This is a genomic window from Microbispora amethystogenes (assembly GCF_016863015.1).
In the GTDB taxonomy this organism is placed as follows: Bacteria; Actinomycetota; Actinomycetes; order Streptosporangiales; family Streptosporangiaceae; genus Microbispora; species Microbispora amethystogenes.
Genome location: NZ_BOOB01000019.1, coordinates 78733 through 104515 on the forward strand (window position 1 = coordinate 78733; position 25783 = coordinate 104515).

The window sequence follows — 25783 nt, forward strand, 5'->3', positions numbered from 1 at the left end:
TACCTCCTGGTTTTCTGGAATGGCGCCATTTTGGAAAGTAAAATGCCCGTGACTTTCAGAGCCGTGCAGGCGCGGGTGCACGGGTCGGGAACCATCCGGAATTCCATGAAAGAGATCTCACGGGCTTGGGTCACTCGCCGGAGCGACCTCACTGACGGGTGCCTCCAGGTTCATCGCTGGGTGCGACGTCGCGCCCCTCACCCGTATCGGGCCGCCGCGCGCGGCGGCCCGGCTCCCGATCTCTACCCTGCCGCCGCTGTCCCGTCCGGACGGTGCCCGCCGAACGAGCTGGCGGAGACTGTCCCGCCGCGCTGGCCGGCACCCCGCCTGCCCTGACCGATCGGGCGCGGATGCCCGGCGGCAGTCACTTTTCCTGATTAGATTACGCTGCCGAAAATTCGCGGGTTCGCACAACCTGGAAGCGTGAGAGATCCGGTGGTGGCCTAGGGGGCGGCGATGGGCAATTGGAGGATGAAACAGGCGCCGCCGAGTGGGGAGGGTTCGACCCAGACGGTTCCGTGGTGGGCCTTTGCTATATCGCGGGTGATGGCCAGGCCGAGGCCGGTGCCGGGACCGCCCCGCTGGGAAATGGTTTTGAGCTGGTACATCCGGTCGAAGATGCGTTCCCTGTCCTTCTCCGGCACGCCGGGGCCATCGTCGGACACCGTCAGTAGCGCACTGCCGTCGCTGCGGCCGACGTGGACCTGCACCTGCTGGGCGGCGTGGTGCTGTGCGTTGTCCAGCAGATTGGTGATGATCTGGCAGATCCGCGTGCGCATGGCTGTGACCAGGACACCGGGAGCGCAGATGACTTCGATCGAGATGGGGTCGTTCCGGTCTGCGACCTCCTGCCTGACCAGTTCACACAGGTCGACCCGTTCCCAGTCGGCTTGGGCCGCGCGGGAACGGGCGATCAGAAGAAGTGCTGTAGCCAGCGCATCCAGTCGATCCACTCCATGTACTACCGCCTCCAGCACGCGGGGGTAGTCCGCTTCGCCGGGACGGGCAGTCGCTTCTTCCACCGTGACGCGTATCCCGGCCAACGGGGAGCGGATCTCGTGGGCGATGTTGGAGGCGAACTGCCGCTCACGGTCCAGCATGTCCAAACTCGCGTTGATGTTGTCGACCAGCTGCGTTACTTCCTGCGGGTCATGTCGCTGAGCAATTTGGGCGTGTTCATCGCTGATGTTGATGTCGGCGAGGTCACCGGAGATAGCCCGCACGCGTCGCAGCAGCCGGCGGACCAGCACCCGGCCCGCGACCGCGGCGGCCAGCATCAGGACGAGGTTCCACCACCGCTTGTGAGAACTGGTGCCTCTCCCTGGACCGGCGCGCTCCAGCCGCTCACTCAGGAATGATCTGCCCATCAGATGCCCCTCACGAACCATCCCGCTGTGTAGGCTCCCTACCCTCCGATCAGCCACTTACCTCGATCAATTGCCGGCAAGTGGGCCGATACGTGGGCGACCTCGTCGCGTACGTCGTGCTCGGCGCACGACCTGACCGCCGCCCGCACCGCAGATCGGATCGTCGCGCGGTGGCTCCGCTGCTGGCTGGAGCTGCAGCACGGACTGCGGCCCAGCACCCGCAAATCCTACGCCGATCACGTGCGGCTGCACCTCATCCCACATCTGGGCCGGGTCGAACTCACCGAACTGACGGGCCGCGACATCGCACGGATGTTCACCGTCCTGGCGAGGCACCGTAACCGGTACGGAGCACCGATCGCGTCCTCCACCGGATCCGAGCGACGCTACGCGCCGCGTTGAACGCTGCGGTCCGTGAGGGGCTGATCGAATCCAATCCGGCACGCATGATCCGGCTGCCCGCCCCCGGACGGCCGTATCCGCAGGTGTGGACCGACCGGTGGGTCGCTGCCTGGCGGAGTAAGGGGCAGCGTCCTGCGGTGGCGGTGTGGACCGCCGACAGACTCGCCCACTTTCTCGCCTTTGCGCGAGGGGACCGGCTGTATCCGCTGTGGCAGCTGATCGCGCTGCGTGGGCTGCGCCGCGGTGAGGCGATCGGGCTGCGCTGGGTAGATCTCGATCTGGACCGGCGGAAGCTCACCGTGAGCCGGCAGTTGGTCCACGTCGACGGGCAATTGATCGAGTGCCCCCGAAAAGTGCAGCCAGCCGTCGGGTCATCGCGCTGGACAGCGAGACGGTCCGACTGCTGCGCCGCTACGAGCAGGCCCAGAGGCGACACCTGGGCGATGCGTGGCTCGAGTCAGGGCCGATCTTCGCCCGGCCCGACGGATCTCCGCTGCGGCCGGACTATCTCAGCGTCCGATTCCGCGAATGGGTGCACGCCAGCGGGCTGCCACCGATCCGTTACACGACCTGCGCCATGGCACCGCAAGTCTTGCCCTGGCCACAGGGGCGGATCTGCGGGTGGTGCAGGGCACGCTCGGGCACGGCAGCATCGTCGTGACCTCCGACATCTACACCTCCGTGTTGCCGGAGGTGTATCACCGGTCCGCGCAGGCCATCGCGAGGCTGGTCATGGCCAGGGCTCGCGCGACCGCCCGGGAGGCCCGGAAGATCGCGGCCTGGCCGCATGACGCAGGTATGCCCCATACGTGTCTCACGATCAGTAGGAGGCTTCACGGTTCGAGGTTAAATCTCAGGTCGCAGCGGTGGGGCGCCAGGGACTCGAACCCTGAACCGACGGATTAAAAGATCGAGTTGGTCAAGCGATCGCGGCGATATCGCCGTCATCGAAGTAGATCGACTGGTGGAGTCGGCCTCCGAGGGCGGCCGCGTAGCGGGCGAGGATGTCCTGGCCGGAGATCTTGCCCTGTTCGATTTGGGAGATACGCCCCTTGGTGACCCCCATGCGCTCGGCCACCTGCTGCTGAGTCAGGCCACGGCTACGGCGGATCTCCGCCAGCCGATGCCCCTGGACCTCGGCCAGAAGCTCCCGCTTACCGGCTTCGACCGCTTCCTCTCCGCCGGCCCGCTCGACATGCTCCGCCCGGATATCCTTCCAGCGAACGTACCCGCTCATCTGCCCTCCTCCTGCTGAGCGCGCTCCTTGAGATAGACCTCAAACCGGTGCTCGGCCAGCGGAATGGCCTCCTCGTACCAGCTTTTCCACCGCCCGGCCTTGTCGCCGGCTACCAGCAGGATGCTGGAGCGCCACGGGTCAAAGGCGAACAGGATGCGTACCGTGCCGGGCCGGAGTTCCTTGAGGTTCTGAATGGACGATCCACTGATCGTATCCACCAGCGGCCGTCCCAGCCCGGGGCCACCTTCGGCGAGCGCGTCGATTGCCTGCACCACCCTGGTGTGGGTGGCGTCGTCGAGTTGCTCGATCCATTCGCGGACCTCGGTCACGACGTAGACGTCCCATTCCTCTCCGGCCACCTATGAAGTATAGCAATAGGTATACCCCGAGGATCCATGAGGTCGTGTCCTGTCTCTGCATTGCCGTGAGCAGGCCCGGCGGCTCCGGCGATCGTTCTGACGGCTGCCGACACCAGCGCGGGCTTGAGCGCACCACCTGCGGTGACCGCACGTCCGCTCCCCGCCCACGATGCCAGAGCACGAGCGGCGGCGAACACGGCACCATCAATCGGCATCGTGCGGGTCGGCGCCGACACGCCGGCGGGCTGGATAGATGGTCAAAGGCCACGCCGCTGGAGTTCCGCCATGAAGTTGCGCTTGCGCTTGTGGGTGATGCGCAGCCGCTCCACATAGGCGCGTCCGTCGGCCTCGCGACCGAGCCGGTCGTAAAGCTTTGTGATTTGTACGGCCAAGCCGGCAGCCTCGGCGTAGGCGTCGTTCTTCATCAGCGAGATCTCGCTCTCGGCCAGGCGCTCATAGACGGGAATCGCCTCGGCGGGGTGAGTCTCCGCCCGCAATCGAGCCAGCCGCAACCACTGGCCGTCGACGGCGCCGAACTCCACCGCCGCCTGCCACGCCTCCTCGTTGCTGTTCTCCCATAACAGCACGTCCACGAGCATCGAGGGTGACTGCCATCCGGGCAGACCACGCCGCGCCGTGCTCGCGTCATAACGGAGTAACCCCAGCGCCCAGGCGCGCAGTTCCGGCCAGCGGTCCGGCGTCGCCACCGCGTGCAGCGCCTGGTAGACCGCGAGGCATCGGTCGCGTTCGAACTGGGCACGGCGCAGTGCCAACGCCTCATCGCCATGACCTGCGGCGGCATGGGCGGTGGCGGCGAAATCAGCCAGGCGTCGATCGTAGGTGCCGTCGGCGGCGGCCAGGCCCCGTTCGGCCCACTCCAGCGCCTCCCGGTCGCGGCCCGCCTCGGTCAGCACACCGACGATGGCCGGGTAGTCAGGACGGCTTCCGCGAGCGAGCACTGTTACCAGGAGGTCGATGTCTCCCCGCGCCCTGGCGTACTCGCGCATCAGCGCGTCCGTACGCCAGTCCGTGCGGCGCGAGCGCTTCTCCCGGATCCGCCGCAACTGGTCGCCATAGGCGGCCACCCCCACCTCGCCGAGCGCGTCCGCGTAGTCGCCGATCGACAGTTCGGGCACGTCGGCATCGCCAAGCTGCCGCTCCAGCAGCCATGAGGCCAGCGTCACGGGATCGCCGCCGGTGGCGGCGCAGGCAGCGGCATGGACCACGACCAGCGCCCGGCTCGACTCGCCGATCTGGCCGTCTGAGTCGTCGAAGAACTCGTAGTTCTCCGCCACCCGTTCCATGGCCCGCTGGGCCAGGGAGGCCACGGCGGCGCCCTGCCCAGCCTGACGCAGCCGTTCCAGTTCTTCGGCGATGCCGCCGATGGTGTTCGCGTAGTCCCAGCCGCCGTCCCAGTCGACATGACCACGGACCCGGAGTGCGCGGTCGATCCGCTTGCGTAGATCCTGTGCGTCGGCCGCTCCGACCGGATCGCCAGCGGCACGCGCCTCCAGCCGGCGTCGGATGTTCCGGTCGCCTTCGGCCAGCTCCATCAGCAGTGCGACGAGTTCCTGTGCGTCGAGCGACGTCAGATAGGAACGCAGATCGAGCCGGTCGGGCACGGCCTCGCCGTGTTCCCGCCGGCACAGGTAGACCAGGCCGACCGCGACGCAGTGCTTGCAGAAGTTGCCCTCCTGCCCCCACGGGCAATCGCACACACCGTCCAGGCCACGACGGCCGACGGTCAACTCCACCTCGTACGGCTCCGTGCCGTACACGGTCGCGAAGATTTTTCCGCCGTCGACCTGGAGGTCATCGACGTCGTCGACGTAATCGACACCGCGGTCATAGGACTTGACTCCGGCCAGAGCCCGCAGGCCGTCCTTGGTGAACGCGGTCATGGTCTACCAGCCGGACAGCTGGTCAGACACGCGCCGTGCCCGTTCCGGAAACTCCGCGCCGATCTCCCGGGCGAAGTCGAGGAACTGTGTGTGACCTGGCAGTTCATTCAGGCAGTCGCGGATCAGGGTACGCGCCGTGTCGTTCTCGCCGCGTCGGCGGGCGAGTCGCGCACGCAGGTAGCGCAGTTCGGGACCGGCCAGCGCCGGGTGCGTCGCCAGCCTCTCCAGCCGGTCGTCGGCCTCGGCGTCGGCCAGCCGGTCCAGCACCATCAGATGCCAGCCGGCCAGATTCCTGGCCCGCTCTCCGCGTTCGAAGCCCGTGTCCCGCCACGGCGCCCGTCTCTCGGCGCCACCCCCGGCCAGCCGATCCAGCGCGGCGAGATACCGGTCGGTGAAATCCAGCCACGCATCGATTCCGCGCAGCAGCCGTGCCAGCACGTCGGCCAGCGTGGTCTCCTTATCAGCCGTCGGCCCGTCCCCACGCCGGGTCCACCCGTACGCCCGCTCCCAGCCGATCAACTGTGGCGCTGCCCGCTCGGCGAATCCGGAGAAGCCGTACAGGTCGAGATAGGTGGCCCAAAGCAACGCCACCGCGTCCGAGACAACGAAACGCGCGGCTGCCATCGGGTCGTCGGAGCGGAAGTAGTCATAGTCACATGTCTCATCGGCCAGGTCGATCAGCAGTTCCAGCGCCTGCCCCCCGGTGGCCGCGTCCGCCGCCAGCGCCTTCTTGGCGTCCTCGGTCAGCCGGTTGAACGTGAAACGCCACCGGGTCCGCTCCTTGGGGGAGACACGCCGATCACCGGCCATGTAGGCGCCGGCCCGGGCGAGTTCCACGAACCGCCGTGCGTCGTCCAGCACCGACTGGGCGTCCCACCGTCTGCGTGGCGCTCTTGGCCGCAGGCTTGTGCCCATCTGGGGTCCGCTCTGCCTCGATCCGCTCCCTCAGCTGAGCGGATCCGCGCCAGTACAGCGTCCAGAGCGTCTTCTTCAAGCGCTCCTCGTCGAGTGGAGCCAGCGTGGCATAGAACTGCTCGCGATTCATCCGCTGCACGGCAAAGATCGTAGCCCGAGGTGGTGACCAGCACCTGGCGGTGCGGACGTCAGCAGGCGGCGCCGGAGCGCCTCCGAACGCCGGCGGACAGAGGGGAAAGGCCCATCGGCGTGATACCGCCGCTCCGCAAGGTCTGCATGAGCCGGGATACGAGACGACTCATTCTGAGACAAGGCCATGTAGCGGACCGTCAGAATATGGAACGCCGTGTCGGGTTATCCACTTCCGACATCGGTACGTGGCCGGAGGGCACGGGCCCGCAGTGCCGCCTGCGCGGCGGCGCGCCCGGCGTCGGTGAGGCGGTCACCGGGATCATCCAGGCTGCGCTGCCGGTGCAACAGGCCGAGCAGATCCAGGCGGCGGTGGATCGCGCCCATGAGCCAGCCGACGCTTTCCACGGAGATGGGCGTTCCGCTGGCGGGGTCATGCCAGCCCTCGCCGGCCATGGCTTCGGCGACGACGGCGCGCTGCTCGAAATGGCCGTGGGGAGCCTCGGCGAGGTGCAGCATCATGACGGCCTCCGCTGCGGCCCCCTCGGCGGGATCGGATGGGATCAGGGCGGCCGTCACGGCCGACCACAGTGCGGCCGTATCGGCTCCGGCCAGGCGTTTGCCCGCCGGAGTGAGGACCAGGGTGCGCTTGCTGCGCCGGACGGCACCGAGCTGCCGGACAAACTCTCGCAGTGTCCAGGCTTCGGGGATGTCGGATTCGGAGCGCGGTCTGCCGGTCGATGTGAGCCAGTCGAAGCGGTGGCAGCCTTCGGCGACGACGGCCCTGGCCAGGGTGTGGTTGGCGGTGAGCGGGATCCCGCCGTCGGTGGCCGCCAGGGTCAGCAGCCAGCGGACCGGTGCCAGCCGCGCCTCTGCGTCCTCGGGAACCGGCGCCGGTGACATGATCCGCGAGGTGATCATCTTCGTGAGGCGGGCGCGGGCCGCGCCACGAGGGGTGGCCCAGCATTCCATGCGCTCGGCGTGTATCCGTTCCAGATGGCTCTGCTCGCCCGCGGCCCAACAAGAGGTGAGGAACTCGCCGGCGATTCGCTCGGCGTCCGCGCGCCATCCACGGGCGCCAGGAGCGAACTCACCCGCCGCGATCGCCATCTCCAGATGGGCCGCCGTCGCCTGGAAGGCGTCGTTTTCCTGAATGCCCATCACCCGCCCCCAGGTCAGAACCTCTTCGACATCGGGCGGCTGTACGCCGGAGGCGTTCATGGCCTTCTCCAGCGCCTTGAACCCGGCGTCGCGGCCCTGGTGCCAGGCGGTCAGGACCTGCATGGTCGTCTCGGAAACGCAGACGGCGGCGTACCGGGGCATCTCCAACAGGTCGAACAACGCACCGAGCGCGACGGCGAGCCGCTGGTGTTCGGCCAGTTCGGTCCACCACTTGGTCGGCAGCAGATACCACAGCCAGTACTGGAGCCCGTACAGGGTGACGGTCTCGACTCCTTCCCCGAAGGTCAGCGAATCGAACGCGGCGCGCGCCTGACCGGCCTCTTCTGGGTTGCGACGGGCCAGCTCGGCGAGAGCGTCCTCCACCTTGTCGTCCCCGATCCTGCCCACCCTCCCCTCCTTCTCATCCTCCGGGACGGGCCTGTGCCACCTGGGGGCTATCCGCATGGCTGATTTCCGAAGCCTCTCACGGCACCGACGTCATAACTGCGTTCGGCCCGCTCGCGCGTGGCGAAGTGGTCAAGCACCCTCGATGCGATTTGACGCGGTCCACGTCGTTTCCTTCTTCGGGAGGAAGGTGATGGCGATGCGTGAGAGCCATCCAGTGGTTTACAAGCGGTGCGGGTGCACCAGCCGGAGCGGCCGGTGTCCGAGGCTGCTCGAGGACGGGCACGGCTCGTGGTACTTCGCGGTGCAGATCCGGGGCCTGCCGGGACACCGGGAGCGTGTTCGGCGAGGCGGCTATGCCAGCGCGGGCGAAGCCGAACAGGCCGGGCCGCAGCTGATCGCAGCCGAGCAGGGTGGCCCGATCGGCGCGGGGTGCACGGTGGCCCAGTGGCTGCGGTACTGGCTGGCGACCGATCAGGGGATCCGGCCGAGAACGCGTCAGGGGTATGCGGATCACGTCCGGCTGCACCTGGTCCCGGCGCTGGGGCGGATCATGCTGTCGGAACTGTCTCATTGCGATGTACGGCGCATGTTCGCTGCCTTGGCCGGGCGCCGGAACCGGTACGGCAGACCACTGGCGACCGCGACACTGGAGCGGATCCGTGCCACGCTGCGGGCCGCCCTGAACGAGGCCGTCTGCGAAGGTCTGATCGACAGCAATCCCGCCCGTGCTCTGAGGTTGCCCGCCGCGCCTCGTCCGAGGGCGCAGGTGTGGACCGACCGGCGGGTGGCTGCGTGGAAGGCCACCGGCGAAAGGCCCACGGTGGCAGTCTGGACGATTCCGCAGCTGGTGGCCTTCCTGGACGGTGTCCGCGAGGATCCGCTGTACCTGCTGTGGTGGCTGGCTGCGCTTCGCGGACTTCGCCGGGGCGAACTGGCCGGCCTGCGCTGGGTGGATCTCAGCCTGGAGACGGCCGAACTCGCCGTGGTCCAGCAGTTGGTGCACGTCAGAGGGAAACTGGTCTCGTTCCCGCCGAAGAGCGCGGCCAGCAGGCGCACGGTCGCGCTGGATCCGCAGACGGTACGGCTGCTACTCCGTCATGAACGCGACCGGCGGGCGGAGAAGACACGTCGCGGGGAGGCCTGGGACGACACGGCGCACGTCTTCACCCGTACCGACGGCAGTCCGGTGGCGCCGGACTACCTGACCTACCGGTTCCATAGGCTGGTGCGCAGGAGCGGGCTGCCGCCGGTGCGGTTGCACGACCTGCGGCATGGTGCGGTCACGCTGGCGCTGGCCGCGCACGTGGATCTGCCGGTGGTTCAGGACCAGGTCGGCCACGCCAGCATCGTGTTGACCGCCGACACCTACACCTCGGTGCTGCCGGAGCTGCATCACCGGGCGGCCGGCGCGACGGCGCGGCTGGTGCTGTCGGCAGCGCGTGGGACCGCTCGGAAGGTGCGCAGGGGACGATGCGGCTGGATGACCCAGGTGTGACCCATCCGTGTCCCAGGCCATGATCGGGTGATCTCCGGTCGAGGCGAACGCCCAGGTCAGAGGTGGTGGGGCGCCAGGGACTCGAACCCTGAACCGACGGATTAAAAGTCCGCAGCTCTGCCATTGAGCTAGCACCCCTTGGTCATGCCCTCCGGCCTCCCGCGTCGCGGTGTGATCCGGCAGGACACTCCCCAAGATGCAGGGTACAGACAGTACCGCGTACCTGGCGACGTCATTGTCCCCGATCGCCCCATCACCGCTCAGCGGAAGGCGTCGAGACTGGTGAGCGCCTTGCCGAGCGTCAGCAGATGCACCTCCTGGGTGCCCTCGTACGTGAGTACGGACTCCAGGTTCGTCATGTGCCGGATGACCGGATACTCCAGCGTGACGCCGTTGGCCCCGAGCACCGTACGCGCCTCGCGGGCGATGTCCAGGGCGGCCCTGACGTTGGCCAGCTTGCCGAAGCTCACCTGGTGCGGCTTCAGCGAACCGGCGTCCTTGAGGCGGCCCAGGTGGAGGGCGGTGAGCCCGGCCTGGCCGAGCGCGACGGCCATCCAGGCGAGCTTCTCCTGGGTGAGCTGGAAGCCGCCGATCGGCCTGCCGAACTGCACGCGCGTGGTCGCGTAGTCCACGGCCGCCTCCAGGCAGGCCCGGCCCGCGCCGACGACGCCCCACAGAATGCCGTACCTCGCCTCGGTGAGGCACGACAGCGGGCCCTTCAGGCCCGTCACCTCCGGCAGGACCGCGGACGCGGGGAGCCGTACGTCGTCCAGGTAGAGGGAGGACGTGACCGAGGCGCGCAGCGAGAGCTTGCGGTGGATCTCGGCGGCGGAGAACCCGGGCGCCGAGGTGGGGACGACGAAGCCGCGGATGCCCTCGTCGGTGCGGGCCCAGACCACCGCCACGTCGGCGACCGAGCCGTTGGTGATCCACATCTTGGCGCCGTTCAGGATCCAGTCGCCGGACGGGTCCCGCCTTGCCGTCGTACGCATGCCGGCCGGGTCGGAGCCGTGGTCGGGCTCGGTGAGGCCGAAGCAGCCGATCGCCTCACCGGACGCCAGCCGGGGCAGCCACTCCTCCTTCTGCTCCTCCGAGCCGTACTTCCAGATGGGGAACATGGCCAGCGACCCCTGCACCGACACGAACGACCGCAGGCCGGAGTCGCCCGCCTCCAGTTCCCGGCAGGCCACGCCGTACGAGACCGCGTCGAGCCCGGCGCAGCCATATCCCTCCAGGTGCATCCCGAGCAGACCCAGGGACCCCAGGGCCGGGGCGAGCTCGCGGGCGGGGAAGACGCCCCGCTCGAACCACTCGCCGACGTAGGGGAGGACCTTGCCCGACACCAGGTCTGCGACGGTGTCCCTGATCAGGCGATGCTCGGGGTCGAGCTGGTCGTCGAGGTCCAGGAGGTCGTCCATGACGGCCAGGCTATCGGGGCCGCTTCGGGGTAGGGCCAGGGGGAATCCCGATGTGCGCCCGCACCCCCAAAAGGCATTGTGGAGGCATGAACGAGATGAACACCAATGGTTCGGTCAAGCAGCTCCACCGCACTCGAAACGGCAGGATCGTCGCCGGTGTGTGCTCGGGCGTGTCCGAGTACACCGGCATCGACGCCAACATCCTGCGCCTCGCCCTCGCCGTGGCGAGCTTCTTCGGCGGCCTCGGCTTCGGCATCTACGCCGTCGCGTGGCTGCTGCTCCCCGAGGAGGGCAAGCCCACCTCCATCGTCCAGGACCTCATCAACAAGAACAAGGACGGCCACGTCTGGCACGACGCCAAGGCCAAGTGGGACACCGTCCAGCAGGGCTGGCAGCAGAAGCAGTCCCAGCCCACCTACACCGGAACCCCGGGCACCGGGAGCTACGAGCAGCACCCGTACGGCCGGCCGTCCACCGACGGCACGCAGGACCAGGGCGGCCAGGGCACGCCGCAGGCCTGATCCTCAGGCGGCGGCCCGGACCTTGGCGATGATCTCCGTACGCGACTCGGTCCAGAGCACGGCGAGCACCGCCGCGGCGCACAGCCCGGCGACCCCCGCCAGCGTCACGACAGGCTCTGGACCGAGCCGCTGGGCCGCGGCGCCCCCGACGAGGATGCCGGTGCCCTGGGCGGCCATCAGGCCCGACTGCACCAGCCCGAACGCGGCGGCCCGCCCGGACGGCGGCACGCACTGGACGAAGGCCGCGTTCGCCGCGAGCTGGTACGCCCCGCCCACGCCGGACAGCACCCACAGGGCCAGCACGCCCTCCAGCGGCGGCCGTACGACGCACAGCACGAGCGGCGCGCAGGTCAGCATGGCCAGCCAGCCCATTCCCCGCAGCCGGCCGGTCGGCGTGACGAACCGCCCGAAGACGAAGGCCCCGAGCACCGTCCCCGTCGGCATCGCCGCCATCAGCAGGCCCGTGATCACCGCCACCGGCACCCGCCCGTCGGCCAGTGTCGCGGCGTACGGCGCGGCGATCCCCTCCGGCAGCACGTAGAACCCGCAGAGCAGGGCGAACAGCACGAGCGTGCGGAGCCGCCGCTCCCCGAAGACCAGCCGGGCGCCGGTCCGCGTCATCCGCCACACCGACGGCCGCTCGCCGTCCTCCCGCTCGGGCGCCGGACGGCGGCGCACCCCCGCGACGATCACCAGGGCCGACCCGAGGAACGTCGCGCAGTCGAGCGCCAGCGCGCGGTACGGCCCCAGCACGGCGATCGCGGCGCCCCCGGCGGCGAACCCCAGCATCTGCACGGCCTGGTTCGTCATATTCTGCAGCGCCGACCCCACGACGTACCGGTCGCCCTCCAGCACCTCGGGCAGCAGTGCGGCGCGGGCGGCGGAGAACGGCGCGCCGAGCAGGACCACGCAGAAGACCAGCGCGCACAGCACCGGGAACGGCGTGGCCGGAACGGCCATCGCGGCCATCATCAGGGCACGCAGCAGGTCACACAAGAGCATCACCCGCCTGCGCGGATACCGGTCGGCGAGCCCGGCCAGCAGGGGACCGCCCAGGATGGGCGGGAGATAGGTCAGCGCGTAGACCGACGCCGTGGCCAGCGGCGACGCCGTACGGCTGTAGACGAGCACGGCGAGCGCCACCTGGGCGAGCTGGTCACCGAGCATCGACATGCCCTGGCCGAGCCACAGGGACCGGAACTCGGGGATCGCGACGACCTCGCGGTAGGTGACGCGGGTCTCGGGAGGACGGCGGTGCCGGCCGGACAGCCTGCCGGGTTCGGTGGCCGCCATCTCACTCCGCGAAGATCGCCCCGCCGGCGGCGGCCGCCGGTGCTCGACGCGGCCGGGCAATCTGACAGTGCGTGGTCGCCATGTCACTTACAGTGCCCGCTGGCGAGGGCTTTTTCAAGCCTTCGGTCATCCCCGGGTCAGGAGGCTGGAGTCACCACCCGAGTTCGTGCAACCGGTCGTCGTCGATGCCGAAGTGGTGCGCGATCTCGTGAACGACCGTGACCCGGACCTCCTCGACCACGTCGTCCTCGGTCTCGCAGATCTCCAGCGTCGGGTTGCGGTAGATCTCGATCCGGTCCGGGAGCACCCCCGAGTACCAGTCGCCCCGCTCGGTCAGGGGAATGCCGGTGTAGAGCCCGAGAAGTCCTGGCTCGGGCGGGTCGTCCACCACCACGACCACGACGTTGTCCATCACCTTCGCCAGGTCGGCGGGGATGGTGTCCAGCGCCTCGGCCACGAGTTCCTCGAACCTTCTGAGCGGGACGTCGATCACCGTCCCATCGTTTCACCGTGTGGTGGCCGTGCGGTAGCGGCGTACGGCGAGCGGCGCGAACACCGCGATGATCAGAACCGACCAGCAGACGGCGGCCGTCACCGGATGCCGGAGCGGCCAGGACGCGGCGGCCGAGCCCGGGTTGCCGAACAGCTCGCGGGCGGCCGAGACGACCGCGCTCATCGGGTTCCAGTCCGCTACGGCCCGGAGCCAGCCCGGCAGCCCCTCCAGCGGCACGAACGCGTTGGCCAGGAAGGTCATCGGGAGCACCCAGGAGAAGGTCAGCCCATCCGCCTGCGCTCCGCTCCTCGCGAACAGCCCGAGGTACGTGCCCACCCACATCATGGCGAACCCGAACAGGGCGAGCAGCGCGAACCCGGCCAGCACCCGGAACGGGTTCCCGTGCGGACGCCATCCGGCGACGACCAGGCCGGTGAGCGCCATCATGGCGAGCGAGAGCAGGGCGCGCGACAGGTCGGCGAGCCCGCGCCCGGCCAGTACGGCGCCGCGCGCGATGGGCTGGGTGCGGAGCCGGTCGATGACGCCGCGCGCCATGTCCTCGGCGACCGCGGTCGCGGACGACACCGCGCCCATCGCCATGACCTGCATGAAGATGCCGGGCATCAGGTAGTTCCGGTAGTCGCCCCCGCCGGGCAGCGTGATCGCGCTGCCGAAGACGTACCCGAACAGGACGGTCATGATGACCGGGAAGACCAGCACGGCCACGATCTCGGCGGGCTGGGCGCGCAGCCGGGAGTAACCGCGCCCGGCCAGCACGAGTGTGTCGGTCAGGCCCCAGCGCAGCCGTCCCAGGCGGGTGGCCGGGGGATCGATGGTGACGGTCATGCCGCGTCCGCTCCCGTCAGCCGCAGGAACACCTCGTCGAGCGTCGGGCGGCGCAGGCCCAGGTCCTCCACCGCGACGCCGGCGGCGTTCAGGGCGGAGGCCACCCTGACCAGCGAGGCGGCCCCGTCCGGGACGGGTACGGCCAGCCGCCGCTCGTCGCGGTCGATCTCGATGCCGGTCGCGTCGCCCGCGAGGCCGGTCGGTCCCTTTCCGAAACCCGCTCCGGAACCAACGCCGGAACCCGCTCCGGGGCCTGCTCCGGGGCCTGTTCCGCGGCTGGGGAGCGCGTCGCGGACCACCTCGGCGCCGCGTGCCAGGTCCGCCGCCTCGCGGAAGGCCACGTACAGCCGGTCTCCGCCCACCCTCGCCTTGAGCGCGGCCGGTGAGCCGGACGCGACGACCCGCCCGGCGTCGAGGACCGCGACGCGGTCGGCCAGCCGGTCGGCCTCGTCCAGATACTGGGTCGTGAGCAGCAGCGTCGTGCCCTCGGCGGCCAGTTCGCGCAGCAGGTCCCACAGGGTCAGCCTGCTCCGGGGGTCGAGGCCGGTGGTCGGCTCGTCGAGGAAGAGCACGGGCGGCGCGACGACGAGGCTCGCCGCCAGGTCCAGCCTGCGCCGCATGCCGCCGGAGTACGTCCCGGCCGGCCGGTCCGCCGCCTCGGTCAGGCCGAAGCGCTCCAGCAGTTCCCCGGCCCTGCTCCGGGCCGTACGGCGGGGCAGGTGGTGGAGCCGGCCGAACAGCTCCAGGTTGCCGCGTCCGGTGAGCAGCTCGTCGAGGGCCGCGTGCTGCCCGGCCAGGCCGATGCGATAGCGGAGCCGGTCGGCGTCCCGGACCACGTCGCAGCCGGCCACCCGGGCCGAGCCGCCGTCCGGGCGCAGCAGGGTGGTGAGGATGCGTACGAGGGTCGTCTTGCCCGCGCCGTTGGGGCCCAGCAGCCCGCAGACCGAGCCCTGCGGCACATCGAGGTCGACGCCCCGCAACGCCTCGGCGGGCCCGTATCTCTTGCGCAGTCCTTCCGCCTGGATCACGGCCGTCTCCTTAACGCCGTTAAATTTAACACCGTTAAGCATGGATCTGACGTGGTTAGGCTGTCAACCGTGGCACTCGAACGCGGCACGATCGTCAGCACCGCGCTGCGGTTGCTGGACGAGGTGGGGCTGGAGAAGCTGACCCTGCGCAGGCTGGCCGCCGAGCTGGGCGTACAGGCCCCCGCGCTCTACTGGCACTTCCGCAGCAAGCAGGAGCTTCTGGACGAGATGGCCGACGCCATCGCCGTACAGGAGGCTCCCTCGCTGCGGCCGCTCGCCGAGGGCGAGCCGTGGGAGGAGTGGCTGGCGGAGTGGTTCCGCGGCCGGCGCCGCGTCTTCAGGTCGCACAGGGACACGGTCCGCCTCACCGCGGGCACCCACCCCGGTGCCGAGACCCTGCGGACCGCCGAGACCATCTTGGAGTCGCTGGTGAGGGCCGGGTTCACGCCAAGGGACGCGTTGTGGGGGATCGGCACGCTCGGGAACTTCCTCGGCGGGTTCGTGCTGGAGGAGCAGGCCGACCAGGAGCGGGGCATGACCGGCCAGGACACGTTCGAGGAGGCGCTCGAGGCGCTCGCGCCGTACCCCCACCTGCGTGCGGTCATGGCCGACACCGGCGCGCCGCAGAGCGACGCGGCCTTCGAGCACGGCTTGGCGTTGATTCTGGCCGGGATGAGGACGCGTATCGAAGCGACGCGGGGTATGCACAAAAACGATGGAGATCTCTAAGGTGAGGGCCTTCGCCCGGAAAGCGGCCGGCAGCCGGACAGCCGCCGTACTCGCGGTCGTGCTGGCGGCGGTGGTCGGCGGCTGGCTCGGGCTGGCGCTCGGCGCCAGGGTGGACACGCCGGTCGGCCCCGCCGACATCGGCATGTCCATCTCGCCGTCCCTGCACGGGGAGACCGTCGTCGACGTACGGCCTCTCGGGACGCTCAACTTCAACACCCACGACGGTCCGGTACGGCTCGGCCTGACGATCGAGGCGGTCCACCCGGACGTGGCCGAGGACATCATCAAGAACCCCCGGTGGGCCGACCGGCTCCCGACGACCATCGAGGCCGACGTGATCGAGGGGCTGCGCCGGCTCGCCGTACGCGCGGCCCTGTTCGCCGTCGCGGCCGGGTTCGTGACCGGCCTGGTCGTCTTCCGGCGCCTGTCCCGGGCGGCCTGGACCGCGGGCGGGTCGCTGGCCATGGTGGCGGTCCTCGGGGGCGTTTCGGCGCTGACGTTCAACCCTCGCTCGATCGCCGAGCCCCGGTACACCGGGCTGCTCACCGGCGTGCCGTCCCTGATCGGCAGCGCCGAGTCGATCGTGACCAAGTTCTCCGAGTATCGCGGCCAGCTCACCAAGCTGGTGACCAACGTCTCCCAGCTGTACGAGGTCGGGTCGAACCTGCCGATCTTCGATCCCGACCCGGACACGATCAGGGTGCTGCACGTCTCCGACCTGCACATCAACCCGATCGGCTGGAACGTCATCAAGTCGCTGAAGGACCAGTTCAAGGTGCAGTTCGTCGTCGACACCGGGGACATCAGCGACCACGGCACCAAGCCGGAGAACGAGTTCGTCAAGGAGATCGGCTCGCTCGGGGTGCCGTACGTCTACGTGCGGGGCAACCACGACTCCAAGAGCACCCAGGACGCGGTCGCCAAGCAGAAGAACGCGATCGTGCTGGACGGCGACGCCGCCACGGTCGGCGGGCTGACCGTCTACGGCATCGGCGACCCGAGGTTCACCCCCGACAAGGCCGTCCAGGTGGACGGCGACTCCAGTGAGAGCCTCCTCGGCCTCGGCAAGACCAACGCCCAGAAGCTGGCGCCCCGCGACTGGTCCCGGTCGAAGTCCACCTCCGCCCCCGACCGGATCCCCGCCGACATCGTGGCCGTCCACGACCCCACCGTGGGCCGCGGTTTCTCCGGGTACGTCCCCCTGGTGCTGAGCGGGCACGTCCACGCCCGATCCACCCAGCTGATGCCCACGGGCACCCGGCTGATGATCCAGGGCTCCACGGGCGGCGCCGGCCTGCGCGGCCTGGAGCACGACGAGCCGACGCCGCTCACCGCCTCGGTGCTCTACTTCAACAAGAAGAGCCACCGGCTGGAGGCCTGGGACGACATCACGGTCGGCGGCCTCGGTGAGCAGTGGATCCAGTGCCAGCGTCGTATCGAGCCGGACCCGGGCCGTACAATTTTCCCGGAGTCGCAGCAGGCGCCGTCGCCGACGGCAAGCGGCAGCGGCACCCCGTCGACAACCGCTTTGGCATCGGGGGCAAACGTCCCCTATGCTTCAGAGGTCTCCGACGGAAGGCGTCACGGAACAAGGCGAAAGCCTTGAGCCCCCATCGTCTAGCGGCCTAGGACACCGCCCTTTCAAGGCGGCGGCACGGGTTCGAATCCCGTTGGGGGCACGTGGAGCGCGTCGAGCGCACCGGAAGACGGAAGGTCGGAAGGCCTCCCGGAAGCTGGTAAGCTAGGCGAGCCGAACAACACGGGAGCGAAAATCTCCCGGACATAGAGGTCCTGTAGAGCAGTTTGGAGTGCTCGCCACCCTGTCAAGGTGGAGGTCGCGGGTTCAAGTCCCGTCAGGACCGCGTACGGCGGCAGCCGCCGAGGTCAGGTAGCTCAGTTGGTACGAGCGTCCGCCTGAAAAGCGGAAGGTCGGCAGTTCGACCCTGCCCCTGACCACCATCTCTGAACAACCCAAACGCCCCGAGCCAATCACGGACGGGGCGTTCTTGTTTGCCTTTGACGACAACAGGTTGAGGTGCCTGAGCGGGGCCGCGAGAATCAAGAAGTGAGCCGCACCGACAACACGATGCCGCTACGTATCCAGGAGCAGGACGGCCGCCGCTTCAGGCATGACGCCGGCGGGTCCTACAAGGGCATCGGCGTGGACACGAACATCGCAGAACGGAAGGCGCGACAGCGTGTCCGCCTGATGCTTCTTCGAGCTGAGGAACCGGAGCCGACCAGGCACCGCCACAGTGAGAAGTGGCTGTACTGATGGGCAACGGAAGTAACGCCCCGCGAAACCGGTGCGCTTCTTATTTGCAGCCAGATCAGCCCTGGGCTTCGCCTGGTCTGCCGAGAGTTGCACGCTTCTCGGCAAGCGAGGTGCGGGCGTAGATGCTCATGGTCACCTCGATGTCGGAGTGTCCGGCGATCTAACGCACGATGTGCGGCGATATGCCGAGGTCGAGGAGGCTCACGCAGGTGTGGCGGAGGTTGTGAAGGCGCACGTCCCGGCCGTCGCCGTCCTGGTTCCCGGCTCCTGATCGGCTCGCCCGGTCCGCTCTTCGGGGCACCGGACATTCGGCATGGCCTTGACGGTGGTAAAAATATTGCCGTAGCTTCGGTTGGTCCGCGTTCACAGGACACCTTCCTCTTCCCGTATGGGAGCGCTTTCGTGTCTCGACGCCTCCTTCGCATTCCCGCCGCCGTCGTAGGCTCTCTCGCCCTCGCCGCGGCCACCCTGACCGGAACCGCCGGGGCTGCGACGGGCACTCGGACCGGCATCACCGCTGCGGCCACCACCCCGTCGCACCTGTCGGGCACCCTCGCGGACGGCGCCACCTGGATCGCCGACGTGCCCGCCGACTGGAACGGCACGCTCCTGCTGTTCAGCCACGGCTATGGTCCGGCCGTCGCGCAGAACGCGCCTTCCGACGAGGCCCGTACGGCCCTTCTCGCGGAGGGTTACGCGCTCGCCGGTTCCTCCTTCGATCCGCAGGGCTCGTGGTGGGCGCTGAACAGCGCCGAGCGCGACCAGTTCGCCACCCTCGACGCCTTCCGCCGTACGGTCGGCCGGCCGTCCCGCACCCTGTCGGTCGGGCTGTCCATGGGCGGCCTGGTCAACGCCCAGATCGCCCGTGACGGGGCCGGCCGCGTCGACGGGGCCCTCGGGCTGTGCGGCCTCGTCGCGGGGGGCGTCGACCTGGACGACTACCAGTACGACGCCGAATACACGATCGCCTCACTGCTGTTGCCCGGCCAGGAGATTCGGCTCACCGGGTTCGCCGACGCCGCGGACGCCGCCGCGACGGCGCAGCGGCTGACCGACGCCGTGATCGCCGCGCAGGCCACCCCGCAGGGACGGGCCAGGATCGCGCTCGCCGCCGCCTACCTCAACCAGAGCGACTGGGCGCCAGGACAGAACCCGCCGGCGCCCGGCGACCCCGAGGGGCAGGAGGCCCAGCAGTTCGCCTGGCTCTCCCAAGGGGTGCTCGGGTTCATCGAGAACGGCCGCTGGTCCATCGAGCAGTCCGCCGGGGGCAACACCTCCTGGAACGCCGGGCTCGACTACGCGGCGCTGCTGCGCGACTCCGAGCACGCCGACCAGGTGCGGACGCTGTATCGCAAGGCCGGCCTCGACCTGCGCGCCGACCTGACCACCCTGACCCGCGGCGCCCACCTGCGCGCCGACCCGGGCGCGCGACGCAGGCTGGAGGCGACCTCCACCGCCGGTCAGAGCCTCGCGATACCGCTGCTCGACCTGCACACCATCGCCGACCAGCTCGTCCCGGTGCAGCAGGAGGCGGCGTTCGCCGAACGGGTCCGGGCGGCCGGCGACGAACGGCTGCTGCGGCAGGCGTACGTCGCACGCCAGGGCCACTGCGCCTTCACCACCGCCGAGATCGTCGCGGGCGTGCGGGCGATCGACAGGCGGGTCACGACCGGCCACTGGGGCGACGTCGCCGAACCCGCCGTCCTGCAGCGCTCCGCTCTGTCACTGAACCTCGGCGAGGCCGCCTTCGTCCGCTACCGGCCCGGCCGCCTCGTCGTCGGCCGGCACTCCTCCCTGATCGGCTCGTAGATGCCGACAAGCAGGCGAAAACCATCCGCACCCACCTCACCCCGGTAGAAGCGGACCAAAGCGCTGGCCTCGATGAGGTTGAGCTCTGTCACGCCACAGCCTGTTGCGCGCCGTCACCCTTCTCGATGGTGGCCGAGAAATCGATCTCTCCCTCGGCCACCATCTCGCGCATACGAGCTATGGCGGCTGCACGTCTGCGCCGGTCGGTGATCTCCCGTAGAGCCGCGTTGACCGCGTCTTTCTTGGAAGAAGTGCCGAGCGGCTTCGCGGCCTCGGCCAGGGCCTCGTCGTCGAGGTCGATAAGGGTCTCGGTCATGGACATCGCCTCGCCCGTATATACGAATCTGATGCCCCTGAACATGGTCTCGTTCCGCCGAGCAGAGTGATTGCTCCGCCTGAAAAGCGGAAGGCCGGCAGTTCGACCCTGCCCCTGACCACCATCTTTGAACAGCCCAAACACCCCGAGCCGATCTTCGAATTCTTGTCAAGGCGGCGAGGACATTGCTGAAGCGCCCCGTTATGGGCCCCTTGAGTGCTCTTGTTGGGCTCCCATCCTGGCGTTTGGATCTGGGAGAGGCGATCTTCTGCGGGGCGTCACAAACGGCGGGTTCCAGACGCCTCAACCGTGCCGCCGTTTGTTCTGCCCGGCCTGGTCCTCTCGTAGTGCGCAGGGCATCGACCTGTGCTGTCCGCCTGGAGAAGGAGTTGTGGCCTTGACCGCGCTGACCTACACCATCCTCACCGACCCGACATCCCTGGAGGCGTCGGTAGACGGGCGCTCTCCGTCCACGGGAACGGTGTATCTGATGGTGACCAACACCGGGAAGACGGTGCCCTGGCTGAGGATCGAGGTGAAGGTGCCCGTCGGTGACGGTCCCGGCCACCTCACCCGGGACATCGGCACGATCAATCCGAGGGGCGAGTACACCGACACCCAGTCGGGTCCTCAGGCGAACAACCAGCCGGTGATCGTCCAGCCGGTGATCGTCCAGCCGCAGGGCGTCGACGTCTTCCAGGTCACCACCCAGAGTGGGCGCTTGGAAGCTTTCGCACCTGGCGACTACCTGATGCTGACACTGGAGAACGTCACCGTCGCCCCCACCGCCGGGGTGGCCGTGCTGATGGTGACCGAGACCACCAGAACCAGCAGAGGGTGGCAGCTCAGCGACGCGGCGGTGCCGGTGGTCAAGGCCGCTGCCAAGGAGATTCCAGCACCGCGTGACTTCCGCCCGGACAAGGCCATGCTGGACACCGGAGAAAACGTCACGCTGAGCTGGGACGGGTCCGGCGACTTCGGCTACGAGATCCGGTTCCCCGGTGGGCATGCGGCCATTGCCCCGGGTACGCGTACCTGGTCGCCGGCCGACGCCCCGAAGCGGGCTACCACCTACATCTTGGTCGCGACCGACCCCACCACTCAGAAGCAGCACTTCCTCACCACGACCGTTCAGGTTCGCTATCCCGTCCTCGAAACCCTCACCGCCACGACCGGCATCGATACCCCATGGGTCCAGGGGACGGCGAACAAGGGGCGCGTCACTTTCACGGGCACCGGGGTGGAGATCTTCGGCGACTCCGGCGGGCAGGGGACGGTGACGGCCGACAGGGCGGATCTCAATGGCGTGAACACCGAGTGGGTGCAGGGGCGGAGCGCCGATGATGGGAAGATCACCTTCCCCAAGGATGGGCTTGATGTCCGTCAGGGGGGTGGGGCGTGGGGAACCGTGCATGCCGACAAGGCCGACCTCAACGGCATCAACACCGAGTGGGTGCAGGGTCGGCACGCCGATGACGGATGGATCAGTTTCCCCAAGGAAGGCCTCAACGTGCGCAGGGGAGCCGGCCAGGCCTGGGGAACGGTGTTCGCTGACAAGGCGGATCTCAATGGTGTGAACACCGAGTGGGTGCAGGGGCGGAGCGCTGACGACGGGAAGATCACCTTCCCCAAGGATGGGCTTGATGTCCGTCAGGGGGGCGGGGGGTGGGGAACCGTGCATGCCGACAAGGCCGACCTCAACGGCATCAACACCGAGTGGGTGCAGGGACGGCACGCCGACGATGGATGGATCAGCTTCCCCAAGGAAGGTCTGAACGTGCGCAAGGGAGCCGGCCAGGCCTGGGGAACCATGTTCGCTGACACGGCCGACGTGAACAGCGTGATCACCAAAGAGGTCCGCGGATCAGGTGAGGGCAAGGGGTACATCCAGTTCCTGGAGCAGGACAAGGGCGTGCGGATATTCGGTGGCGTGTCGGCCGGCTGGATACGGGGACTCAACGATGACGAGGCATGGATCCGCTTCAACGCAAAGGGCATATGGGTGCTCACGCGCCGAAACGGCCAGCGAACGAGCGCGAACGTGAGTTGCGCGACGGTCAATGACCGGCCCGCCTGATCGCGCCTGGCAAGCGGAGGGTCGGCGGTTCGGCCCTGCCCCTGACCTCCACCTTTGAACAGCCCAAACGCCCCGAGCCGATCACGGCCGGGGCGTTTTTCGTCTCCGATGACAGTCGACTGCAGTGGGCTTGTGCCGCGGCACTCCCGCCACGGCCGAGACCGTGCCTACCCCTGGCAGAGTGTGGCTGGCCCGCGAATCGGTCGCGAATACTGTGAGCCATGAACAGCAGACGACAGCTCGGGGAGTTCCTTCAGACAAGGCGCTCTCAGCTGCGACCCGAAGACGTGGGGGTGGCCACCTACGGTGACCGGCGCCGGGTCCCCGGGCTGCGCCGGGAGGAACTGGCGCTGCTGGCCGGTGTGAGTGCGTCGTACTACTCACGGCTGGAGCAGGGCCAGGCGCCCAACGCCTCGCCCGACGTGCTCGACGCGCTGGCCCGGGCCCTCCGCCTGGACGATGCGGAACGCCGGCACCTGCACGAACTGGCCGCCGCCGGCCGCCGCCGGGGCACCGTAAGCCGTGCCGCGCCCGAACGGGTCAGCCCCGCGACGCGTCAACTGGTCGCGGTGCTCGGTGACGTGCCCGTGCTGGTGCTCGGCCGGCGCGGCGACGTGCTGGCGTGGAACACGCCGGGCCACGCCCTGTACGCCGGCCATCTGGCCCCGGAGGGCCCGGACACACCCCGGCAGCGGCCCAATATGGCTCGCCTGGTGTTCCTGGACGCGCACACCCGCGACCTGTACGCCGACTGGCCCGCGAAGGCCCGGGGCGTCGTGGCGACCCTGCGCATGGCCTCCGGCCGCCATCCGGACGACCTGCTCCTGACCGCGCTGGTCGGAGAGCTGACGGTCAAGAGCCCGGAGTTCGCCACGATGTGGGCCGACCACCGCGTCAAGACCGACGGCGACACGGTCTACGAGATGCGGCACCCGCTGGTGGGCGCCATGCGGGTGACCCAGCAGACCCTGCGGACCACTGATGACCAGGCGGTGGTCGTCGCCACCACCGAACCCGGCTCGTCCTCGCACGCCGCGATGACGCTGCTCGTCCACAGCGTGCTGACAGGGCAAACGTCCCGGCGTACCCGAATCACCAGCTGACCTCGCACATTCCCCAGGCGCTCCGACCGGAGCGCCCGATGCCGCACGCCCTCATCCAGACAGGACCAGATATGCGCACCAGATTCCTCGCCCTCGCGATCGCCGCCGGAATCGGCCTGACGACCGTGACCCCGTCGGACGCGGCGACGTCCCGGGTAGCGGTCCACTTCGACCTGACGAAGGGCCAGCAGCCGGAGAACATCGCCCTCGCCCCGGACGGCACGGCCTATGTCACCTTCGCCGCCGCCCGCCAGGTCGCCGCGATCAGCCCGAACGGCAAGATCCGGATCCTGGCGACCCTCCCCGCCCCGGCTGACGGCGGCGCACCGGCCCTCGGGTTCGCCCTGACCACCGGCATCGTCCGCACCGCCGACGGCACGCTCTATTTCCTGTACGCCAGCGGCGACCCCGCGACCACCGGCCTCTACCGGCTGCGGCCCGGCCGGAAACCGCAACGCATCGCCGCGCTCCCAGGGAACGGCCTGCCCAACGGCCTGGCCTACGACGAACCGGCGAAGACCTTCTACCTCACCGACTCGGTCCTCGGCTCCATCTCCACGGTGCCCCTGCACGGCGGCCCGGCCCGGACCTGGTCGTCGGCACCGGAACTCGCCGCGGCCGGATTCCTCGGCGCCAACGGCATCAAGGTACGGCACGGCGCGATCTGGGCCACGAATCTCGACCGGGGCACCCTGCTTCGGATTCCGATCAGACCGGGCCGCCCCGGACCTGTCCAGGTCAAGGCCACCGGCCTGGCCGGCATCGATGACATCGCCTTCGCCGGTGACGAGGACGACCAGGTCATCGCGGCCCTCAACGCCCCGAACAAGGTCGTGCGCATCGACACGGACGGCCGTGCCGTGACCCTTCTCACCGCCGGACTCCAGAACCCCACCTCGGTGGCGGTACGGGGCCGGACCCTCTACGTGCTCAGCGCCGCCTACCTCACCGCCACCGACCCCAACCTGATCCTGACCACCGTTGGAGCGCCCCATGCATGAGATCGAGCGGCGCGCCGGGTCCTACGGCGTGCGGGAGTGGGTGCCCTTCAGCCGCTACTGACCGCGTCGTCCCCCTCGCCCAAGTCGGCTCCGGACGTGAATGCCTCATCCACCGCATCGTCAAGACTGGAAGAAGTTGCGCTCAGAGATCAGGCTCCGGGACGTGCCGTCCTGAACATGGCACTTAGGCTGGCCAGGTCACGTAGTCGTAGTCTCGGGGGTCGTCCATGTCGATCGCGTCTCGTCCGCTCACCCAGACGGAGCTTCTCCTGGAGCTCGAACCCGTGGTGGAGCGGGAGCTGGATCGGCATCTCGCGGTGGCCAAGGAGTGGTTCCCGCACGAGTACGTCCCGTGGAGCGAGGGCCGGACGTTCGACGGCGTCCTGGAGGGCGAGGCCTGGTCGCCGGAGGACTCCTCGATCTCCGAGGCCGCCCGTGTCTCGCTCGTCGTCAACCTGCTGACCGAGGACAACCTTCCGAGCTACCACCACGAGATCGCGACGACCTTCGGCAGGGACGGCGCCTGGGGCACGTGGGTGCACCGGTGGACGGCGGAGGAGGGGCGGCACGGGGTCGCCATCCGCGACTACCTCACCGTCACCCGGGCCGTCGATCCGGTCGCTCTGGAGCGGGCCAGGATGAGCCACATGCAGAACGGCTTCGCCACCGAGTACGACGGCATGCTCCGGCAGCTGGCCTACGTCTCGTTCCAGGAGCTGGCCACCCGCATCGCCCACCGGAATACCGGGAGGGTATCGGGGGACCCGGTGTGCGAGAGGCTGCTCGCGAGGGTCGCCGCCGACGAGAACCTCCACATGGTCTTCTACCGGAACCTGCTCGCCGCCGCGTTCGAGCTGGCTCCTTCGCAGACCATGCGAGCCGTCACCGATGTCGTGACGTCCTTCCAGATGCCGGGCCAGGGCATGGAGGGTTTCGCCCGCAAGTCGGTGACGATCGCCATGGCGGGCATCTACGACCTGCGACAGCACTCTGACGAGGTCCTGCTCCCGGTGCTGCGGCAGTGGAAGACGTTCGACATCGAAGGGCTCGACGCCGAGGGGGAGCAGGCTCGTGAGGAGCTGTCGGCCTTCCTGGCTCAGCTCGACGCGGCCGCCGCCCGCTTCGAGGAGCGACGGGAAGCCCGGCGGGCGAGGGCCGAAGCCTGAAACAGGCCGACCGAAGGACGAAAACGGCATCATCTGGGGCATTAAGGTGCGAGCGGTCCCAGGATCAGCACATACTGGAGACGATGAACGCAGCCAGCGGCGAGCACCGCCGTCACCTGTCCACAAGTCCCTTCAAACCCCCGCCCCCTGCTCCGCCTCTCGAGCGGTTCAGCGTGAACGACCAGGTGACCCATGACCGGTACGGCCTCGGTGTGGTCATCGGCGTAGAGGACGGCGTCGCCGTGTTCGTCGATTTCCGGTCGCGGCAGGAGCGGATCACGGCACCGTTCAAGCGGCTGTACAAACTCTGAGACCACCGCGGCTCAGCAGACCT

24 protein-coding genes and 5 tRNA genes are annotated in these 25783 nt (G+C 69.1%); 16 read left to right on the forward strand and 13 right to left on the reverse strand.

The window, feature by feature from the left end:
* Positions 1 to 443: 443 nt before the first annotated feature.
* Positions 444 to 1277 carry a sensor histidine kinase gene (locus Mam01_RS15145; RefSeq protein WP_204285966.1) on the reverse strand — a complete coding sequence of 278 codons (834 nt, stop codon included), beginning with the start codon at positions 1275 to 1277 and terminating at the stop codon, positions 444 to 446.
* Positions 1278 to 1559: 282 nt separating this feature from the next.
* Here Mam01_RS15145 and Mam01_RS37660 point away from each other — a divergent pair, with 282 nt between their 5' ends.
* The gene (locus tag Mam01_RS37660) at positions 1560 to 1769 is read left to right on the forward strand and encodes a tyrosine-type recombinase/integrase (protein WP_373868699.1); all 210 of its coding nucleotides are present in this window, start codon (positions 1560 to 1562) and stop codon (positions 1767 to 1769) included.
* A gap of 919 nt (positions 1770 to 2688) precedes the next feature.
* On the opposite strand, the gene Mam01_RS15160 is transcribed toward Mam01_RS37660, so the two are convergent.
* The 5 genes from Mam01_RS15160 to Mam01_RS15180 all read right to left on the reverse strand — a co-directional run bounded on the left by Mam01_RS15160 (position 2689) and on the right by Mam01_RS15180 (position 7879).
* Positions 2689 to 3006 (reverse strand): helix-turn-helix domain-containing protein, encoded by a 318-nt coding sequence (locus Mam01_RS15160; RefSeq protein ID WP_182887368.1) that lies wholly within the window; start codon positions 3004 to 3006, stop codon positions 2689 to 2691.
* Positions 3003 to 3365, reverse strand: coding sequence for a type II toxin-antitoxin system RelE/ParE family toxin (locus Mam01_RS15165; RefSeq protein ID WP_204285968.1), 363 nt, complete (start codon positions 3363 to 3365; stop codon positions 3003 to 3005). The genes Mam01_RS15160 and Mam01_RS15165 overlap by 4 nt, the downstream gene beginning before the upstream one ends.
* A 257-nt stretch (positions 3366 to 3622) precedes the next feature.
* A complete protein-coding gene (locus Mam01_RS15170; RefSeq protein WP_204285969.1) occupies positions 3623 to 5266 on the reverse strand; it encodes an SWIM zinc finger family protein in 1644 nt (547 codons plus the stop codon).
* A 3-nt stretch (positions 5267 to 5269) separates the two neighbouring features.
* Positions 5270 to 6127: a hypothetical protein gene (locus Mam01_RS15175; RefSeq protein ID WP_204285970.1), complete on the reverse strand. Its 858-nt coding sequence runs from the start codon at positions 6125 to 6127 to the stop codon at positions 5270 to 5272.
* A 408-nt stretch (positions 6128 to 6535) separates the two neighbouring features.
* Positions 6536 to 7879 (reverse strand): hypothetical protein, encoded by a 1344-nt coding sequence (locus tag Mam01_RS15180; RefSeq protein WP_204285971.1) that lies wholly within the window; start codon positions 7877 to 7879, stop codon positions 6536 to 6538.
* A gap of 142 nt (positions 7880 to 8021) precedes the next feature.
* On the opposite strand from Mam01_RS15180, the gene Mam01_RS15185 reads away from it, so the two are divergent.
* On the forward strand, positions 8022 to 9374 hold the full coding sequence (locus Mam01_RS15185; protein ID WP_239101319.1) for a tyrosine-type recombinase/integrase: 1353 nt from the start codon (positions 8022 to 8024) through the stop codon (positions 9372 to 9374).
* 63 nt (positions 9375 to 9437) lie between these two features.
* Here the strand turns inward: Mam01_RS15185 and Mam01_RS15190 are convergent.
* Both Mam01_RS15190 and Mam01_RS15195 read right to left on the reverse strand, forming a co-directional pair.
* Positions 9438 to 9512: transfer RNA gene (locus Mam01_RS15190), tRNA-Lys, on the reverse strand.
* Positions 9513 to 9634: 122 nt separating this feature from the next.
* Positions 9635 to 10792, reverse strand: a complete 1158-nt coding sequence (locus Mam01_RS15195; RefSeq protein WP_204285972.1) for an acyl-CoA dehydrogenase family protein — start codon at positions 10790 to 10792, stop codon at positions 9635 to 9637.
* An 86-nt stretch (positions 10793 to 10878) separates the two neighbouring features.
* Here Mam01_RS15195 and Mam01_RS15200 point away from each other — a divergent pair, with 86 nt between their 5' ends.
* On the forward strand, positions 10879 to 11313 hold the full coding sequence (locus Mam01_RS15200; RefSeq protein WP_204285973.1) for a PspC domain-containing protein: 435 nt from the start codon (positions 10879 to 10881) through the stop codon (positions 11311 to 11313).
* Positions 11314 to 11316: 3 nt separating this feature from the next.
* Here Mam01_RS15200 and Mam01_RS15205 read toward each other — a convergent pair whose 3' ends face one another.
* From Mam01_RS15205 to Mam01_RS15220, 4 genes are all read right to left on the reverse strand, one after another.
* On the reverse strand, positions 11317 to 12606 hold the full coding sequence (locus Mam01_RS15205) for an MFS transporter (RefSeq protein WP_204285974.1): 1290 nt from the start codon (positions 12604 to 12606) through the stop codon (positions 11317 to 11319).
* A 151-nt stretch (positions 12607 to 12757) separates the two neighbouring features.
* Complete coding sequence (locus Mam01_RS15210; protein ID WP_111699118.1) at positions 12758 to 13099, reverse strand: metallopeptidase family protein; 342 nt, start codon at positions 13097 to 13099, stop codon at positions 12758 to 12760.
* Positions 13100 to 13111: 12 nt separating this feature from the next.
* The gene (locus Mam01_RS15215; protein ID WP_204285975.1) at positions 13112 to 13945 is read right to left on the reverse strand and encodes an ABC transporter permease; all 834 of its coding nucleotides are present in this window, start codon (positions 13943 to 13945) and stop codon (positions 13112 to 13114) included.
* Positions 13942 to 15015 carry an ATP-binding cassette domain-containing protein gene (locus Mam01_RS15220; RefSeq protein WP_204285976.1) on the reverse strand — a complete coding sequence of 358 codons (1074 nt, stop codon included), beginning with the start codon at positions 15013 to 15015 and terminating at the stop codon, positions 13942 to 13944. The genes Mam01_RS15215 and Mam01_RS15220 overlap by 4 nt, the downstream gene beginning before the upstream one ends.
* 27 nt (positions 15016 to 15042) lie before the next feature.
* On the opposite strand from Mam01_RS15220, the gene Mam01_RS15225 reads away from it, so the two are divergent.
* From Mam01_RS15225 to Mam01_RS15255, 7 genes are all read left to right on the forward strand, one after another.
* Positions 15043 to 15702, forward strand: coding sequence for a TetR/AcrR family transcriptional regulator C-terminal domain-containing protein (locus Mam01_RS15225; protein ID WP_150936484.1), 660 nt, complete (start codon positions 15043 to 15045; stop codon positions 15700 to 15702).
* Position 15703: 1 nt separating this feature from the next.
* Complete coding sequence (locus Mam01_RS15230; RefSeq protein ID WP_239101321.1) at positions 15704 to 17308, forward strand: metallophosphoesterase family protein; 1605 nt, start codon at positions 15704 to 15706, stop codon at positions 17306 to 17308.
* Positions 17309 to 17381: transfer RNA gene (locus Mam01_RS15235), tRNA-Glu, on the forward strand. It abuts the gene before it with no gap.
* 108 nt (positions 17382 to 17489) lie between these two features.
* Positions 17490 to 17564 (forward strand) — tRNA-Asp (locus Mam01_RS15240).
* Positions 17565 to 17584: 20 nt separating this feature from the next.
* Positions 17585 to 17661: transfer RNA gene (locus Mam01_RS15245), tRNA-Phe, on the forward strand.
* A gap of 106 nt (positions 17662 to 17767) precedes the next feature.
* Positions 17768 to 17977, forward strand: a complete 210-nt coding sequence (locus tag Mam01_RS15250) for a hypothetical protein (protein WP_204285978.1) — start codon at positions 17768 to 17770, stop codon at positions 17975 to 17977.
* Positions 17978 to 18379: 402 nt separating this feature from the next.
* Positions 18380 to 19786: a hypothetical protein gene (locus Mam01_RS15255; protein WP_204285979.1), complete on the forward strand. Its 1407-nt coding sequence runs from the start codon at positions 18380 to 18382 to the stop codon at positions 19784 to 19786.
* 88 nt (positions 19787 to 19874) lie between these two features.
* Here the strand turns inward: Mam01_RS15255 and Mam01_RS15260 are convergent, their stop codons facing one another.
* Positions 19875 to 20102, reverse strand: a complete 228-nt coding sequence (locus Mam01_RS15260) for a type II toxin-antitoxin system VapB family antitoxin (protein ID WP_204285980.1) — start codon at positions 20100 to 20102, stop codon at positions 19875 to 19877.
* A gap of 60 nt (positions 20103 to 20162) precedes the next feature.
* On the opposite strand from Mam01_RS15260, the gene Mam01_RS15265 reads away from it, so the two are divergent.
* The 6 genes from Mam01_RS15265 (at position 20163) to Mam01_RS15290 (ending at position 25760) form a co-directional block, all read left to right on the forward strand.
* A tRNA-Phe gene (locus Mam01_RS15265) sits at positions 20163 to 20226 on the forward strand.
* 273 nt (positions 20227 to 20499) lie between these two features.
* The gene (locus Mam01_RS15270; RefSeq protein ID WP_204285981.1) at positions 20500 to 22179 is read left to right on the forward strand and encodes a hypothetical protein; all 1680 of its coding nucleotides are present in this window, start codon (positions 20500 to 20502) and stop codon (positions 22177 to 22179) included.
* Positions 22180 to 22400: 221 nt separating this feature from the next.
* Positions 22401 to 23282, forward strand: a complete 882-nt coding sequence (locus Mam01_RS15275; protein WP_204285982.1) for a helix-turn-helix transcriptional regulator — start codon at positions 22401 to 22403, stop codon at positions 23280 to 23282.
* A 71-nt stretch (positions 23283 to 23353) separates the two neighbouring features.
* A complete protein-coding gene (locus tag Mam01_RS15280; RefSeq protein WP_204285983.1) occupies positions 23354 to 24283 on the forward strand; it encodes an SMP-30/gluconolactonase/LRE family protein in 930 nt (309 codons plus the stop codon).
* Positions 24284 to 24510: 227 nt separating this feature from the next.
* The gene (locus Mam01_RS15285; protein ID WP_204285984.1) at positions 24511 to 25449 is read left to right on the forward strand and encodes an acyl-ACP desaturase; all 939 of its coding nucleotides are present in this window, start codon (positions 24511 to 24513) and stop codon (positions 25447 to 25449) included.
* Positions 25450 to 25532: 83 nt separating this feature from the next.
* The gene (locus tag Mam01_RS15290) at positions 25533 to 25760 is read left to right on the forward strand and encodes a hypothetical protein (protein ID WP_150936507.1); all 228 of its coding nucleotides are present in this window, start codon (positions 25533 to 25535) and stop codon (positions 25758 to 25760) included.
* Positions 25761 to 25783: the final 23 nt, after the last annotated feature.

Coding starts and splice junctions, on each gene's coding strand:
- Mam01_RS15145 (WP_204285966.1), bottom strand. CDS start 1,277: ATGCTGGCCGCCGCGGTCGCGGGCCGGGTGCTGGTCCGCCGGCTGCTG.
- Mam01_RS15160 (WP_182887368.1), bottom strand. CDS start 3,006: ATGAGCGGGTACGTTCGCTGGAAGGATATCCGGGCGGAGCATGTCGAG.
- Mam01_RS15170 (WP_204285969.1), bottom strand. CDS start 5,266: ATGACCGCGTTCACCAAGGACGGCCTGCGGGCTCTGGCCGGAGTCAAG.
- Mam01_RS15185 (WP_239101319.1), top strand. CDS start 8,022: ATGCGATTTGACGCGGTCCACGTCGTTTCCTTCTTCGGGAGGAAGGTG.
- Mam01_RS15195 (WP_204285972.1), bottom strand. CDS start 10,792: ATGGACGACCTCCTGGACCTCGACGACCAGCTCGACCCCGAGCATCGC.
- Mam01_RS15200 (WP_204285973.1), top strand. CDS start 10,879: ATGAACGAGATGAACACCAATGGTTCGGTCAAGCAGCTCCACCGCACT.
- Mam01_RS15205 (WP_204285974.1), bottom strand. CDS start 12,606: ATGGCGGCCACCGAACCCGGCAGGCTGTCCGGCCGGCACCGCCGTCCT.
- Mam01_RS15215 (WP_204285975.1), bottom strand. CDS start 13,945: ATGACCGTCACCATCGATCCCCCGGCCACCCGCCTGGGACGGCTGCGC.
- Mam01_RS15220 (WP_204285976.1), bottom strand. CDS start 15,015: ATGCTTAACGGTGTTAAATTTAACGGCGTTAAGGAGACGGCCGTGATC.
- Mam01_RS15260 (WP_204285980.1), bottom strand. CDS start 20,102: ATGACCGAGACCCTTATCGACCTCGACGACGAGGCCCTGGCCGAGGCC.
- Mam01_RS15275 (WP_204285982.1), top strand. CDS start 22,401: ATGAACAGCAGACGACAGCTCGGGGAGTTCCTTCAGACAAGGCGCTCT.
- Mam01_RS15280 (WP_204285983.1), top strand. CDS start 23,354: ATGCGCACCAGATTCCTCGCCCTCGCGATCGCCGCCGGAATCGGCCTG.
- Mam01_RS15285 (WP_204285984.1), top strand. CDS start 24,511: ATGTCGATCGCGTCTCGTCCGCTCACCCAGACGGAGCTTCTCCTGGAG.
- Mam01_RS15290 (WP_150936507.1), top strand. CDS start 25,533: ATGAACGCAGCCAGCGGCGAGCACCGCCGTCACCTGTCCACAAGTCCC.